Annotated in this window: 13 protein-coding genes; 2 read left to right on the forward strand and 11 right to left on the reverse strand. The window is 64.7% G+C overall.

Features of this window, described 5'->3' with window-relative positions:
• Positions 1 to 90: 90 nt before the first annotated feature.
• Positions 91 to 1,812 (forward strand): CapA family protein, encoded by a 1,722-nt coding sequence (locus tag H5T65_11475; GenBank protein MBC7259855.1) that lies wholly within the window; start codon positions 91 to 93, stop codon positions 1,810 to 1,812.
• A 48-nt stretch (positions 1,813 to 1,860) separates the two neighbouring features.
• Here the strand turns inward: H5T65_11475 and H5T65_11480 are convergent, their stop codons facing one another.
• From H5T65_11480 to H5T65_11515, 8 genes are all read right to left on the reverse strand, one after another.
• Positions 1,861 to 2,589, reverse strand: coding sequence for a hypothetical protein (locus H5T65_11480; GenBank protein MBC7259856.1), 729 nt, complete (start codon positions 2,587 to 2,589; stop codon positions 1,861 to 1,863).
• Between the two features lie 275 nt (positions 2,590 to 2,864).
• Positions 2,865 to 3,743 (reverse strand): alpha/beta fold hydrolase, encoded by an 879-nt coding sequence (locus tag H5T65_11485; protein MBC7259857.1) that lies wholly within the window; start codon positions 3,741 to 3,743, stop codon positions 2,865 to 2,867.
• Between the two features lie 115 nt (positions 3,744 to 3,858).
• Entirely contained in the window at positions 3,859 to 4,491 is a 633-nt protein-coding gene (locus H5T65_11490; protein MBC7259858.1) for a hypothetical protein, read from the reverse strand.
• A gap of 48 nt (positions 4,492 to 4,539) precedes the next feature.
• The gene (locus H5T65_11495) at positions 4,540 to 5,871 is read right to left on the reverse strand and encodes a metallophosphoesterase (GenBank protein MBC7259859.1); all 1,332 of its coding nucleotides are present in this window, start codon (positions 5,869 to 5,871) and stop codon (positions 4,540 to 4,542) included.
• Between the two features lie 139 nt (positions 5,872 to 6,010).
• On the reverse strand, positions 6,011 to 6,178 hold the full coding sequence (locus H5T65_11500; protein MBC7259860.1) for a hypothetical protein: 168 nt from the start codon (positions 6,176 to 6,178) through the stop codon (positions 6,011 to 6,013).
• A 9-nt stretch (positions 6,179 to 6,187) separates the two neighbouring features.
• Positions 6,188 to 6,469: a hypothetical protein gene (locus H5T65_11505; GenBank protein ID MBC7259861.1), complete on the reverse strand. Its 282-nt coding sequence runs from the start codon at positions 6,467 to 6,469 to the stop codon at positions 6,188 to 6,190.
• Between the two features lie 154 nt (positions 6,470 to 6,623).
• Positions 6,624 to 7,331 (reverse strand): peroxiredoxin, encoded by a 708-nt coding sequence (locus H5T65_11510; protein MBC7259862.1) that lies wholly within the window; start codon positions 7,329 to 7,331, stop codon positions 6,624 to 6,626.
• Between the two features lie 65 nt (positions 7,332 to 7,396).
• Positions 7,397 to 7,885: a ferritin gene (locus H5T65_11515; GenBank protein ID MBC7259863.1), complete on the reverse strand. Its 489-nt coding sequence runs from the start codon at positions 7,883 to 7,885 to the stop codon at positions 7,397 to 7,399.
• Between the two features lie 288 nt (positions 7,886 to 8,173).
• Between H5T65_11515 and H5T65_11520 the strand changes: the two genes are divergently transcribed.
• Positions 8,174 to 9,331 (forward strand): Fic family protein, encoded by a 1,158-nt coding sequence (locus H5T65_11520; protein MBC7259864.1) that lies wholly within the window; start codon positions 8,174 to 8,176, stop codon positions 9,329 to 9,331.
• A gap of 175 nt (positions 9,332 to 9,506) precedes the next feature.
• Here H5T65_11520 and H5T65_11525 read toward each other — a convergent pair whose 3' ends face one another.
• The 3 genes from H5T65_11525 to H5T65_11535 form a co-directional block, all read right to left on the reverse strand.
• Positions 9,507 to 11,180 (reverse strand): arginine--tRNA ligase, encoded by a 1,674-nt coding sequence (locus H5T65_11525; protein ID MBC7259865.1) that lies wholly within the window; start codon positions 11,178 to 11,180, stop codon positions 9,507 to 9,509.
• Positions 11,177 to 13,963, reverse strand: coding sequence for a DNA polymerase I (gene polA, locus H5T65_11530; protein ID MBC7259866.1), 2,787 nt, complete (start codon positions 13,961 to 13,963; stop codon positions 11,177 to 11,179). Before polA ends, H5T65_11525 begins: the two co-directional genes overlap by 4 nt.
• Positions 13,964 to 14,126: 163 nt before the next feature.
• Positions 14,127 to 14,471 carry a HigA family addiction module antidote protein gene (locus H5T65_11535; protein ID MBC7259867.1) on the reverse strand — a complete coding sequence of 115 codons (345 nt, stop codon included), beginning with the start codon at positions 14,469 to 14,471 and terminating at the stop codon, positions 14,127 to 14,129.
• Positions 14,472 to 14,608: the final 137 nt, after the last annotated feature.

A 14,608-nucleotide genomic window follows, 5' to 3' on the forward strand; every position in this document is an offset into this window, starting at 1 on the left:
AGGCGATAGCGCCGATTTTGACCATTCCGCCACACCGTCCTATACTCCCCCATCGTGCAACACCTATTTGTGCTCCGAGGAGCGTGCGCTATGCCTAGCATAACCATCGTCAAACGAATTGCCGCGGCTGCCATCGCCGCGCTGCTGATTCCGGCCCTGCTGGCCGCCTGCACCCCAGCCGCGTCGCCTTCCGCCGCCTCGCCGTCCGTCGCGCCGCGGCCCACGACGCCGCAGCCCACGGCCACGCCTGCCCCATCCCCCACGCCGGCGCCCAAGCCGGTAACCGTGGCCCTGACGGACCTGCCCGAAACCTACGCGGCTCCGCTCCGCGCCGCCCTCGCCGGCATCCAATCCGTCGCCGACGCCGGGATGGATCGCCCCGTCCGATTGGCGGACCCCGCCGGACAGGCCACCGTGCGCCTGGCGCTGGTCCCCATGCCCGTCGTCCGGAACCCGCTGGCCCAGCGATTCTACGCCGTCGTCGTGCCGTTCCCGACCATCACCGACGACATCGCCCTGGACGAACTGCGCGGGCGCTGGACCGGCGTTTCCAGCCGCGGCATCCTGTACGTAACCCAGGACGCCGCCGACGACCTGACGGCCGTGCTCGGCGACGGGCGGCTGGCCGAAGTGGTCCCCGCCGACGAGATGTTGGCCCGGCTGGAAGCCGCGCCTCACGCCGTGGGCATCTTGCCCTTTGACCGGCTAGACCCGCGCTTCAAGGTTCTCACCGTGGACGGCGTCAACGTCCTGGACAATCACCTGGACCCGATGACCTACCCGTTGGCGGTGGGCGTGGCGGTGGAAGGGCCGGACGCCGACCTGCCGGCGGGCCGATTGGCCGACGCCATCCGGCCCAAGACCAACCGCGACCCCGCCAAACTGACCACGCTCATCATGACCGGCGTAACGGCCATGACCCGCATGACCGCCCTGAAGATGGAGCAGCACGGCTACACGTATCCGGCCGAAATCATCTCGGCCACGCTGCGCGCTGCCGACATCACCCACGTCAGCAACGAGGTGCCCTTCATCCCGGGTTGCAAGGTGGACCCCACCCCGGGCAACCTGACCATGTGCAGCGATACCACTTACTGGGCCGCGCTGGAAGCCATCGGCACCGACATCGTGGGCCTCAGCGGCAACCACGTCAATGACTTCGGCGCGGACGGCGCGCGAACCTCGCTCAAGTGGTACCGCGACCACGGCATCCCCATCTACGGCAGCGGCCTGAATAGCGCCGAGGCGTGCGCGCCCCTGATGTGGGAGCATAACGGCAACACCTTCGCCTTCATCGCGGCGCTGGCCTTTGACCCCTGGTACGCCTGGGCCACCGACACCGAGCCAGGCGCCTGCTACTACTACGATCACAAGGACGAAATCCTGAAGCAGGTGGCGGAATTGAGCCAGCAGGTGGACATCGTGGCCGTGGAGTTGCAATACTACGAGACGTACAACCCCTACCCCACCGACAAGCAGGTGGAGGAGTTCCGCGAGTTGCGCGCAGCGGGCGCCGACATCGTTACCGGCGTCCAGAGCCACGTGCCGCAGGCCATGGAACCCTACGGGGTGTCGGACCCGGGCGGCCCGGGCATCATCGTGTATGGGCTGGGCAACCTGTTCTTTGACCAGATGTGGTCCTGGGAAACGCGCACGGAACTGTACGCCCGCCACACCATCTACGACGGGCGGCTCCTGAGCACGGAAATCCTGACCGGCGTGCTAGAGGACTACGCGCAGCCGCGCTGGGCCACGCCCGAGGAGCGGGCGGGAATCCTCAAGAGCATCTTTGACGCCGCGCCGAAGCGGTAGCGGTCAGACACCCTCCCGCAGGGCAAAACCCTGCGGGAGGATTGCTGCCTAGTACAATGCGTCCATCCCTAGGATGTCGCCAGTGCCCAGGGTTACCTTCTTGAGTTCCCCCTTGTCGCCATAGCCGTACATCGTCAGATCCTCGTCTACGCTGTCGTACAGGTCGTCCAGGCCGACCCAGTGTCCCACTTCATGGGTGAGGATATTCTGCACGTCATAGGCGTACAGGTCGCCGCAGGTGGCATCGGGGTTGCTCGCATAGGTCTGCTTCCAGGGCAACTTGGCATTCATGATGACATCCTGCTCCACCGCCTCGCCCGTGCTGGGATTGTACCAGGTGTAGGTTACGGCGATGGCGCCGGATGCGGACACGCGCCCCCATGCAACAAGGTTCACCCCGTCCCGTTTGTACCTGGTGAGGGTCGTGGGCGCGCCCTCCACGAAATTGACCTTGCCCCCCGTGTACTGCTCCCACACTTCAAAGGAGTTGCTGATCGCCGGTTGGGGGTCCACCACGGTGCTGGGGATGGAACTGTAGTTCACCCGGTAGGTAACCGTCCCCGAACGTTTCCAACCCGCCAGGCCGTAGTGGCTCGTCTCGTTCTGCGTGGGGTCGCACACGCCGGGGGATGGCTGCGGCTTTCCGGGCTTGGGGTAATGGATGAACACCTTGAGTTTGATGGTGTCCCGGCCGTCCGGGGGCGGCTCGGCCATTGCGGGCGCCGCCGCGAGAATCAGCAGGATGACCGCCAACAGAAGCATCGCCGGTCGTCTCATCTCTCCCACCTCCATCAAGATTGAATCCCATGCTTATTATAGCACATAATGCCACCGTTGTACAGCCGTCTGGCCCCCGAACCCATCTTCAAACGCGCCCGCGCGCCAGAGCGAAGACCCCAAAGGTCTGCGAGACCTTTGGGGTCTTCACAGGATCCGCTCCCGGAACTTCCGAACCCCTGGGAGGGTTTCTTTCGCGTCCTTCGCGGCCTTTCGCGATCCAAACCGCCCCCGCCCGTTGGCAGAGGGCCGGGGCGAGGGGTTGGCCCGCATCCCTAGCGCCGCAAGAACTCCACCAGTATCGGGTTCACCACATCGGGGCGCTCCAGATGGGGGACGTGGCCCGCGTCGTCAATCGCGTGAAACTCCGCGTGCGGGATGGCCGCCAGCACCTGCGCGCTGGCCTCAAACGGCACGACATGATCTTCCCGCCCCCAAATGAGCAGCACGGGCCTCTCCTGTTGCCCCACGCGCCGGTAAGCGTCCCCCGCGCCGGTGAGCATCCCGCTGCGCATCGTGCCCAGCAGCGCCCGGCGGAACCCCGCGTACCGCGTCTGCGCCCGGTACCTCTCCGCGTATCCCGGAACCCGCTCCGGATGCTTCATGTCCTTGACCAGGCTCTTGACGAGAATCTGCTCGCCAAACCGATCCATGAGCCACTCGCCCAAGGGGTACAGGCGTATCAGAGCGGCCACAGGAGGCTGCTTCAACGGAAAGCCCGCCGGGTCCACCAGCACCAGCCGTCGCACCCGTTCCGGATGGCGGTCGGCGAAGTGGATGGCAATCGGCCCGCCCATGGACAACCCCGCCACGTCCACAGGCGCGGCGATGCCCAGCGCGTCCAGCAGTTCGCGCAACTGGCGGTCGTACAGGTCGGCGTTGTACTCCACGTCGGGCCTGTCGGAGAACCCGCGCCCGTACAGGTCGTAGCGCAGCGCGCGGAAGCCCGCCTCGGCCAGCGCCGCGAAGGTGGGATCCCAGATGTAGTACGGCACAGAGAAGCCGTGAACCAGGACGACCGTCTGCGCGTCCGGCGGGCCGGCCAACTCGTAGTGCGTCCAGCCGTCCGACAGCCGAACGAATTGCCCAGGCGCGGATGCGCGGGCGGCGTCGTCCAGCGCCAACGGCTCCGAGCGGAATCGGTAACTTGGCATCGTCTACTGCTCCAGTGAATCAGGAAACTGAAATCTCGCCGCAGAGCGCGCTGAGACCGCAGAGCACCACGTGTTTCTCTCCGCGCCCTCTGCGTTCTCTGCGGTCAATCAACTTCTATATCCAGCGCAGGATGCCTGCGAACAGAATGAGGCAGATCAGGTCAAAGCCCAGGATGCTTCCCACCGTGATGGCCTTCTTCCGCACGCTCTCCATGTCGTACACCCAGAACGACACCAGGAAGAACGGCAGATAGCCGATGAGGAAGATGAGCCACGGCGCGCCCACGTTCCACCAGGCGTACTCCCACGTCAGCGCGTTGGCGGCGTTCAGCAGAATCTCCACGATGACGCAGAAGATGGAGCCGGCGATGGCGAAGAACAGGCGGTTGGGGATGCCCAGCACCTTCATCGTCTTGTCGGCGGGCAGCATCTTGGAGAACCCGATGCCCGCCACGGCGAACATGAAGCAGATTTCAATGTTCAGCCCGATGAGGATGAGGTAGGCCGTGGCCCCCGGCGCGCCCCACACCGGCGCGTACTGCGTGAAGTGGAACACCAGCCCGTTCCATATCTCGTTGAACCAGTCCATGCCCCAGAAGGCCAGCCCGGCGAAGACCAGGCTCCAATTCCGGCGCTCCACCTCGTTGGCGTACACGATGACCACCAGGGCGAACAAGGGAATCACGTACCATTGGAACTGTGCCGGATCGCGAAGGATGCTCAATGCTTGCGCTGCGGACTCCGCCATGGTAACCCTCCTCATTCATGTATTCTCGCCGAGGAAAACGGCCAGCGGCTACCGTCCCAACGGCGGCCAGGTCAGGCTCTCCTTTAGCGTGGCCGCCCACGTCTCAAACGACGGGAACCCCCGCCGCACCGGATCGGGTCCCACATCCTCATCCTCGGCGTAGAACACGACGTAGGCGAGTTGCTTCCACGAGACGAACCCCCCGTCGGCGGCCTCCACGTGCCGCGTGCCCCAGCACCCCGTGTTCAGGTACACGCGCTCCATCGGCGTGCCGTCGGCGGCCTGGCCGATCTGGATGGGCACTTGCATCGGCTGGTGGGTGTGGCCGTAAACCAGGTAGTACACGTCCGGGTCGGCGCCGGCCAGTTCCTTGCGGGCGGCCTCTTCGGCGGGCCTGGGACGGATGCCCTTCAGCGCCTCGGCCAGCGCCAGCAGCCCGCCCATGCGCGTAACGCGGAACTTGTCCAGCAGGAACAGGACAGCCTGAATCTGATCGGCCTCGTCCAGCGGGCTGGGCCAGCGGTCGTGGCGACGGTACCAATCGCGGACGAAGGGCAGGCCGTTGAAGTGGGCCACAACTTCGTCAATGGCGTCCTCCACGACGCCGCGCAGCCACTCGTGTTGCTGCACCTGGTAGAAAAGCCAGTGCAGGGTGGCGTGCAGAGGGCGCACGTTCTCAATCTGCTGGAGATTGCGCCGTAGGGCCTGCTGGGTAGCCGGGGGGAGTTGCTGGATTCTCGGATGCCTCATGATGGTGTAGGGCAAGCCCGCCACCAGTTCCGTCGTGATCACATCGCCGATGGGCACCCGCACGTAGTCCTCGTCGGCAAAGGAGCGGCCCCCCTCGTAGTTGAACACATCCCACTCATGGCCGTGGCGGGCCACCACCCCGTAGCGCGCGTCCCGATACACGTGCCGCACGTCGTCGTCGGCGGCCCCAAGCGCCTGCGCGGCCTTCCGCAGCAGCGACGGGAACTGCGCGCACAGGCGATCGTGATTGCCCGGAATGTAGATGCGCTGCGGCTCGGCCGGAAGGAGGGGGAACTGTTCCGCCAGCCTCCCACCCAGGAGGGCAAACGTCTCGCGGTTCACCGGATGCTCCAGGATGGCGTCCAGAATTCGGCCTGCGTGGCACTCCAGCGCCTCAGGCGGGGCGCCCGAAAGTCCCCACGGCCGCTCGGCCTCGGGGACATCAAACCACATCTCGGTGCGCAGGAGGTCAAAGATGTCGCCCAGGAAGAGGATTGTAACCTCTCTGGCCCGCGCGGACTGTGCGGCCGCGGCCAGGGACTGCAGGAACCCCTCCACCGCTCTAGTGGAGACGTTGTGCTCGCCCGCCGTGCCATCGCGGAAGTGCAAGTCGCTCACGATGACCAGCATGGGTCAGCCCTCCAAAACCTCATTTCACCGCAGAGATCGCTGAGAGCGCAGAGAGAGCCAACGATTGACTCTGCGGTCTCTGCGTACTCTGCGGTGAAATGCTTTTCCTTCATCCACCCTCACGGGGCGGGGCGGCGCGTCAGCAGCCCGGCTCGCCCGGATGGCCGCAGCAGGATTGCCCGGTGCGGATCTTCCGCCAGTTGTTGCGGATAAACAGGCGAATCTTGCGGCCCAGCGGCATGGGCTGGCGCAGGTTCTGGATGGTGTCGCTCACGTTGGGCCTGTCGTGGGAATGTCCATCGCACATCGGCGCACCTCATTGCGGTTCGCGTCGCAATTGCTGAAGCAGCGACTCCAGGATGAATCGGGCCTGTGCAAGACCCCGCCGGTACGCAATAGCCCGGTCATCATCCGAGAGGCAGGCAGCGTGGGTCAGCGGGGTATAGCGCACCTGAACGAACGTCTGCGCCTCCCGCGACCGGTCGCCGAAGACGGCGCGGACGGTAGCCTCCGCCTGATCGCGCCACTCCAGGAAGGCAGGCGTAGGCCCTCCCTCCCACTCCAGTTCGTCCAGGCGGGCCACGAGATCTTCCAGCATCCTCTCCGCATCCGATTCCGCCATTTCAACGACAGCCTCGCTCGCCGTGTTTGCGGCATTGTAACACGGCGCACAAAAAGCGTCAAGGGTGAAAAAACTCTCCCGAAGGCAACAAGCCTCCGGGAGAGTTGGGTATCCGCAACACAGAGGGCGACTAGAAAGCGTTATCGGGCTTCCAAACCTTCCACACCTTGCCCGCCAGATCGGGGCTCGGCTTCAGCGTGGGCTTGCCCGGCTGCCAGCCGGATGGCGTAGCCTCGCCCGTGGCGCGCACGTGCTGGAACGCCCTGAGTTGGCGGATGAGTTCGGTTACGTTGCGGCCCACCGGCGGCGTCAAAACCTCCATCGCCTGGATCACGCCATCGGGGTCAATGAGGAAGCGACCGCGGATGTCCACGCCAGCCTCTTCATCGTACACGCCATACACCGAGCCGACGCGCCCACCCTGGTCCGAGAGCATAGGGTACGGGATTCCATCTGGGACCATCTTGGACAGTTCTTCTTCGTGCCAAATCTTGTGGGTAAAGCGGCTATCGGTGCTGACAGAGAGGACTTCGGCGCCCAGCGCCTTGATCTCGGGGTACTTGACGGCGACCGCCGACAGTTCGGTCGGTCAAACGAAGGTGAAATCGCCTGGGTAGAAACAGAGAATCACCCATTGACCCTTGTAATCCGACAGTTTGATGTTCTTGAACCCGCCGTTGACGAACGCGGGCAGTTCAAAATCAGGTGCAGGTTTGCCAACTCGTGCGATCATTTTCGCGACCTCCTTTGCAGATGTGGGCGCCGGCGCGGCGGATGTTTCCGGCGCGAGGATGGGACCTTTTGCGGGCGTAACACACTGATCTTTGGCTTCGGGCATTGGACACCTCCTCTATGCTTCTTGATTTGCGACGCGCTTGGGAATTGCCTCGCTAGGGGTGCGCGCTACTCACGCGCCGCCAGTTGCCGATCCATCATGACCAGGCCCATCTTGCTGTCGCCGACCATCTTGAGTTGCTCCAGGATGGCGGTGGCGTGGGCTTCTTCCTCCACCTGCTCGTCAATGAACCACTTGAGGAAGGACTGGCTGGCGTAGTCGTTTTCCTTCACAGCCAGCGCGTACAGGTTGTGGATCATGGCGGTTACCTTCTGCTCGTGGGCCAGCGTCTCCTCAAACAGCGCGACAGGCGATTTGAACTCGGTGGGCGGCTGGTCAATGGCGTGGAGCACCACGCGCCCGCCCCGCTCCACGATGTACTTGAAGAACTTCATCGCGTGGCCCTGCTCCTCCTTGGCCTGCACGCGCATCCAGTGGGCAAAGCCCGGCAGATTCGCTGCGTCAGCATAGGCCGACATGGACAGGTAAAGGTAGCCGGAGTACAACTCGTTCTTGATCTGTTCATTCATCGCATCTTGCATCGTCTTGCTCAACATAGACTCTTCTCCTTTGCGGTATTTTTGTAGGCGATGGACACCCAATCGTGGCGCAAGGCGTTGGAAGCAGCCCTGCGCCAGCACGGTCTGCCATCTCACCTATATTATACCATAGAAGTGTCATTTTGTCCAGTTTTTCTTGTAAACTTTAATGTTCAAGTTATCAGAAACTCGCGAGCGGCCTTGCGGGCACAAACGCTTGCGCCGTACCCCCGCATCGTGTAGAATGCAAGAGCCGCCCTTCGGCGCGCCGACCGGCCGCTGGGGCATCTCGCACGGGAGGTTGGGATGAAACCCGAAGCGTTCACGAATCCGTCGGGACGCCTGGTGCAGATAGACCACGAGGGCAAGGCGTACTGGGCCTTTGTGCCCGACCCGCTGCCGCCCGCCATCACGCTGGACGCAGCCCTGGTGCGCGCCCTCTCCGACGCCGACCGCGCCCTGGGCGAGTTGGCCGGGCTGGGCCGCGCCATCCCCAACCCGCACCTGCTTATCGGCCCGTTCACGCGGCGCGAGGCGGTGCTGTCGTCGCGCATTGAGGGCACCCAAGCCGACATCGCCGACCTCTACGCCTACGAAGCGGGGGCGCGCAAGGACGACGCCGACGCCCGCGAAGTGCTGAACTACGTGCGCGCCATGAATCACGGCCTCCAGCATTTGGCCGAGTTGCCGGTGGGCCTTCGCCTCATCCGCGAACTCCACGCCCATCTGATGGAGGGCGTGCGCGGCGGCTCGGCGGCGCCGGGCGAGTTCCGCCGCGTGCAGAACTACATCGGCCGCCCCGGGTGCACCGTGGAGACCGCCGACTTCGTGCCCCCGCCCGTGGCGCAGATGATCCCCGCGCTGGAGGACTGGGAGGCCTACCTGCACGCCGACGACGGCAACCCGCCCCTGGTGCGCCTCGCGTTCATCCACTACCAGTTTGAGACCATCCACCCGTTTCTGGATGGCAACGGACGTATTGGGCGGCTCCTCATCCCCCTGCTGCTGGTGGAATGGAACCTGCTCCCGCTGCCCCTGCTGTACCTCAGCGCGTTCTTTGAGAAGCACCGAGGGGATTACTATGACCTCCTGCTGGCCGTAAGCCAGCGCAGCGCGTGGGGTGACTGGCTGCTGTTCTTCCTGCGCGGCGTGGAGGAGCAGGCCCGCGACGCCATCGCCCGGGCGCGGCGGCTGCAGGACTTGCAGCGCGAGTGGCGCGAGCGGCTCCAGGCGCGCCGCTACACCGCCGCCACGCTGCTGAAGTTGGTGGACGAGTTGTTCGTCGCGCCGACGGTTACCGTGCCCCAGGTGCAGGAAATCCTCGGCGTTACGCACCGCGCGGCCAATCAGACGGTGATGCGGCTGGTGGATGAGGGCATCCTGGTGCCCATTCCGGGGCGCGCGCGCAACCGCCAGTTCGTCGCGCAGGCGATCATGGACATCCTGACGGGCAACGCGCAATGATAGTTCGGTATCACACGCGCAGAGTAATGATACTTTTCACGCGAAAAGTATCATTACTTGGTTCTTGTGGGAGCGAGGTAGTATAAGAAACCTCCCGCAGGTTCCGAACCTGCGGGAGGTTTTTCGCTAAAGGCTAATGGCTAAAGGCCATCGGCTACAGGCTAGTGCCCGCCCCCTACATCCTCTCCGGCGCGGCGACCCCCATCAAGCGCAGCACCCGCGCCAGCACAATCTTCGCCGCCAGCACCAACTTTAGCCGCGCGCGGCTCAGTTCGCGATCCTCCGGCAATGACGAGATAACGCGGCACTCCTTGTAGAACGAGTGGAACGTCGCCGCCAGGCTCTGGGCGTAGTGCGGCAGCAGGTGCGGCGCCAGTTTCGTCGTCGCCTGCTCCAGCACCTCCGGCAGTTCCAGCATCTTGCGGATGAGGGTCTGCTCCGGGGGCGTAACCAGCAGGCTCACGTCGCCACCAGCGTAGTCGGCCATCCCCTGCTCCTCGGCGTAGCGCAGGATGCTGGCGATGCGCGCGTGGCCGTACTGCACGTAGTACACCGGATTCTCCTGCGACTGCTCCTTGGCCAGTTCCAGGTCAAAATCCATCTGCGAGTCGGCGGTACGCGCCAGCAGGAAGAACCGCACGGCGTCGGGCCCCACCTCGTCCAGCACCTCGCGCAGGGTGATCATGTCGCCGGTGCGCTTGGAAATGCGGACGATTTCCCCGCCGCGCCGTAGCGTTACCAACTGGTACAGGATGATGGTCAACCGGTCAGGGTTCAGCCCCAGCGCCGGCATCATGGCCTTCATCCCCGGCACATGCCCCTGATGGTCGGCTCCCCACACGTCAATCACCCAGTCAAACCCGCGCAGGACGAACTTGTTGTAGTGGTAGGAGATGTCCGACGCGAAATACAGCGGCGTCCCATCGGAGCGGATGAGCACCTCATCGTCGGGCAGGTCGGGCGACGTGAACCAGATGGCGCCCTCCTTCTCCACCACGTACCCGCCCTCGCGCAGAATCGTCATCACGCGGCCGAACGTGCCGTCGTCGTACAGGCTCTGCTCCGAGAACCAGTTGTCGTAAACGATGCCCATCCGCGCCAGGTCTTCTTTCGCCTGGGCCAGGATCAACTCCAGCCCCAACTTGCCCAATTCGGCCAGAGCCTGCTCCTTCGGCATGTCCAGGAAGCGAGACCCTTCGCGCGCAACGATCTCGGCGGCCATGTCCACCATGTACCGCCCGTGATAGCCGTCCTCGGGCACGGGCACGTCGCGCCCCAGCGCCTGCGCGTAGCGGGCGTACAGCGTCTCGTAGAACGCGCGCATTCGGCTGCCTGCGTCGTTGACGTAGTACTCGCGGTGCACGCGGTAGCCCGCCGCGTCCAGGATATTGGCCAGCGTATCGCCGATGACCACGTTGCGGCCCGTGCCCATGTGGAGCGGGCCGGTGGGGTTGGCGCTCCCGTACTCCACCTGCACGCGCCTGCCCCGTCCGATGTTCAGCCGGCCGAAGTCCTCGCCCGCCTGCAGAATGGCATCCACCTGGCGGCAGACCCAGCCCGTGTCCAACGTGAAGTTGAGGTAGCCGGGATGCGCCACCTCGGCCTTGCCGATGAAGTCGGCCTTGGGCAGGTGCGCCACGACGATCTCGGCAATCTTGACCGGCGCCATGCGGGCGTACTTCGCCAGGCCCATGCACACGGCGGTAGAGTAGTCGCCGTGCGTCTCCTGCTTCGGGCGCTCCACGACGATCTCCGGGATGTCAAAGGCGGGCAGATGGCCTTTCTTCTGGGCCTTCTTGATAGCCTTCGCCACCAAATCGGCGACTTGCCGGCTCAACAATTCCGTCATTCCATTTCTCCCCAATTGCATCCGTGTTTGATGTCCACTTTCAGGGGCGCGTCCAGTTTGAGGGCGCCCTCCATGATGTTCTTCACCAGCGCCGACGTCTCCTCCACTTCGGCTTCGGGCGCTTCCAGCACCAACTCGTCGTGCACCTGCAGGATGAGTTTGGAGCGCAGGCCCCTCTCGTCCAGCGCCTTCTGCAGCCGCACCATGGCGATCTTGATGATGTCGGCGGCGGTGCCCTGGATGGGCATGTTGATCGCCATGCGCTCGGCGGCGGCGCGGGCCTGGGCATGCATGGGCGCGGTGGACTTCAGTTCGGGGAAGTAGCGCCTGCGCCCCAGCAGCGTCTCCACCCACCCGCGCTCGGCCGCCACCTTCTTGGTGCGCTCCAGGTACTCCTTGACCTTGGGGAAGCGCGCGAAGTAGTTGCGGATGAACTGCTCGGCCTCCTCCTGGGACAGGCCCGTGCTCTGCGCCAGGCCGTAGCCCGTAACGCCATACGTTACGGCAAAGTTGGCCGTCTTGGCGACGCGGCGCAGTTCGGGCGTAACCTCCGACAGCGGCACGCCGTACACCGCCGACGCCGTCGTGGCGTGGATGTCCTCACCCCGCGCGAAGGCTTCCAGCATGGCAGGATCCTGGCTCACGTGCGCCAGGATGCGCAGTTCCACCTGCGAATAGTCGGCCTTGATGAGAGTCCAGCCGCTTTCTGCGATGAAGGCATTGCGCACGCGCCGCCCCACCTCGGTGCGCACGGGGATGTTCTGCAGGTTGGGGTCGCTGGACGACAGCCGCCCCGTAACGGTGCCGGTCTGGTTGTACGACGTGTGCACGCGACCCGTCTTGGGATTCACCAGTTTGGGCAGCGCGTCCACGTAGGTGGATTTGATCTTGGACAGTTGGCGATGCTCCAGAATCAGATTCACCACGGGGTGCTTGTCCTTGAGGGTCTCCAGCGTGTCCACCGCGGTGGAATACGAGCCGGACGAGGTCTTGCGCAGGCCGTTGGTGGGCAGGCCCAGTTTGCCGAACAGCGCGTCGCTGAGTTGCTGGGTGGAGTTGATGTTGAACTCGTAGCCCACCCACCCGTAGATTTCCTTCTCCAATTCGCCCAGACGTTGGGCCAGATCCCACGACATCTCCGCCAGGAGCGCCAAATCCAGCGCGACGCCATTCTCTTCCATCCGCGCCAGCACCGGCACGAGGGGCATCTCCACTTCCTCAAACAGGTGCCAGAGTTCCCGCGAGCGCAGTTCCGGCTCCAGCGCCGCCACCAGGCGCAGCGTCATGTCGGCGTCGGCGGCAGCATACGGGGCCACCTGCTCCACCCCGACGGCCGCCATGCTGATCTGCCCCTTGCCCGTGCCGATGAGATCGGTGATGGGGGTCATGTCGGCGTGCAGCCGCGCCCAGGCGAGGTTCTTAAGCCCCAGGTTGCGGCTGGCCGGATCCACAAGCCACTCGGCGATCATCGTGTCAAAGACGATGGGCGACAGGTCCATGCCGTGATTCCGCAACACCATGAGGTCAAACTTGCCGTTGTGCGCGTACTTGGGGATGGCCGGGTCTGCCAGGATGGGGCCCAGCGTCTTGCGTACCTCGGCGAGTCGCACATTGCGGGCGGTGGCCCCCTTGTGCCCCACGGGCACGTAGTAGCCCACGCCCTGGCGGTCGCTCAGGGCGATGCCCACGAGTCCCGCCGTCATGGCCACGGTGGAGTCCGTTTCCACGTCCACGGCCAGGCCGGTCGCCTGGCGCAAGTGTTGGGCCAGGTCGCGCAGCGCCTCGGGCGTGTCCACGGCGCGGTAATCGCCCGTAGGCGATGCGCCCGCCGTGGACGGCGCGCCGCCCGTCGCCGCCTCGGGAGCGCCGAACAGCGGCATCTGCAGGGCAGCCGCCGGCGCGGGTTCGGGCCGTTGCTCGCCGGGGAGCCGCCCAAGGAGCGTGCGGAACTCCAAGTCGCGGAACAGCGCCACGACTTTGTCGCGGTTGTAGTTGCTTACGCGGCACGCCTTCAAGTCCAGTTGGATAGGCGCATCGCGCACAATCTGCACGAGTTTGCGGCTCTGGAAGGCCGCCTCGCGACCTTGCTCCAGGGCGGTGCGCACGCGCTTGTTCTCTATCTCGTCCAGGTGCTCGTAGATGCCTTCCAGCGTCCCGTACTTCTGGAGCAGTTGCGCGGCGGTCTTCTCGCCGATGCCGGCCACGCCCGGGATGTTGTCGGACTTGTCGCCGGTCAGGCTCTTGAAGTCCACGAGTTGCCGGGGCTTCAGGCCGTACCGCTCCACGATCGCCGCCTCGTCGTACAGTTTGGTCTCCGAGAACTGGCGGCCCGACGTGTACACCTTGACGCGGTCGTCAATGAGTTGGAAGGCGTCGGTGTCGCCGGTAACGATAATGGTCTCAATGCCCTGCTCGGCAGCCTGGCGCGACAGCGTCCCCAGAACGTCGTCGGCCTCGTACCCGTCCAGTTCAAACACGGGGATGTTGAACGCGGCGACGAGTTCGCGAATGCGGTTCATCTGCACGGCCAATTCGTCGGGCATCTTGGCACGGGTGGCCTTGTACTCGGCGGACAGGTCGTGGCGGAAGGTGCGCCCCACGTCAAAGGTAACGGCGATGTAGTCGGGCTTCAACTCCTGGAGGACCTTCAGGAGCATGGAGGCAAAACCGAAAGTCCCGCTGGTGAGTTCGCCGTCGCGGGTGCTCAGGTTGGGCGGCAACGCGAAATAGGCCCGATACGCCAGGGCGTGGCCATCCAACAACACAAGTCTCGGTTGGGCCATGATCCTTCCTCCCGTCGGTAGGGCAAGTTGACAACTTGCCCTACGCTGCGGGGTTCATTCTATCGCAACGGGGCGAAAAGTCAACCGTGGGCGAAACGTCTCGGTTCCGGAGGGGCAGGCCGAGGTGGCTACCCCGGCACATGGCGGCCAGGGGAGAGGGCGATCACGCCGTGTACGGGGGCTTGTCCTCGGCAACGGTGGCCACCGCCGGCCCCGCCAGCGCCTTGACCTCCTGTTCCAGCCGCCCGCCGAGGCGATCCTTCTCCACCTCCAGATCGTACCGCGCCTGGAGGTTCATCCAGAACCGCTCGGACAGGCCAAAGTACCGCGACAGCCGCAGCGCCGTGTTCGCGGTAATGGCCCGCTTGCCGTGCACGATTTCGTTGATGCGCCGTGGGGGCACGCCGATGTCCTTCGCCAGGCGGTATTGGCTGATGCCCATCGGCCGTAGGAACTCCTCAAGCAGAATCTCCCCCGGATGCACCGGCGCGAATCGGGTCTCTGCCATCGCCATCTTGCTTCTATTGAATCTCGCTACTCCAATAGAACACTCGCATCTTCAGTTCGGCCCGTCAGAACAGGGGGCCGCTAGACGTAGGGCAAATTGCCAATTTGCCCTACGATGGCCGCCGAGAGAGCAGCGCC

It is taken from the genome of Chloroflexota bacterium (genome assembly GCA_014360805.1).
Taxonomy (GTDB): Bacteria; Chloroflexota; Anaerolineae; order DTLA01; family DTLA01; genus DTLA01.

Bases quoted from the DNA above. Each gene is read 5' to 3' on its own strand.
- H5T65_11515 (MBC7259863.1), bottom strand. From the start codon at position 7,885: ATGTTGAGCAAGACGATGCAAGATGCGATGAATGAACAGATCAAGAAC.
- H5T65_11475 (MBC7259855.1), top strand. From the start codon at position 91: ATGCCTAGCATAACCATCGTCAAACGAATTGCCGCGGCTGCCATCGCC.
- H5T65_11535 (MBC7259867.1), bottom strand. From the start codon at position 14,471: ATGGCAGAGACCCGATTCGCGCCGGTGCATCCGGGGGAGATTCTGCTT.
- H5T65_11520 (MBC7259864.1), top strand. From the start codon at position 8,174: ATGAAACCCGAAGCGTTCACGAATCCGTCGGGACGCCTGGTGCAGATA.
- H5T65_11485 (MBC7259857.1), bottom strand. From the start codon at position 3,743: ATGCCAAGTTACCGATTCCGCTCGGAGCCGTTGGCGCTGGACGACGCC.
- H5T65_11525 (MBC7259865.1), bottom strand. From the start codon at position 11,180: ATGACGGAATTGTTGAGCCGGCAAGTCGCCGATTTGGTGGCGAAGGCT.
- H5T65_11480 (MBC7259856.1), bottom strand. From the start codon at position 2,589: ATGAGACGACCGGCGATGCTTCTGTTGGCGGTCATCCTGCTGATTCTC.
- polA (MBC7259866.1), bottom strand. From the start codon at position 13,963: ATGGCCCAACCGAGACTTGTGTTGTTGGATGGCCACGCCCTGGCGTAT.
- H5T65_11490 (MBC7259858.1), bottom strand. From the start codon at position 4,491: ATGGCGGAGTCCGCAGCGCAAGCATTGAGCATCCTTCGCGATCCGGCA.
- H5T65_11495 (MBC7259859.1), bottom strand. From the start codon at position 5,871: ATGCTGGTCATCGTGAGCGACTTGCACTTCCGCGATGGCACGGCGGGC.
- H5T65_11505 (MBC7259861.1), bottom strand. From the start codon at position 6,469: ATGCTGGAAGATCTCGTGGCCCGCCTGGACGAACTGGAGTGGGAGGGA.
- H5T65_11500 (MBC7259860.1), bottom strand. From the start codon at position 6,178: ATGTGCGATGGACATTCCCACGACAGGCCCAACGTGAGCGACACCATC.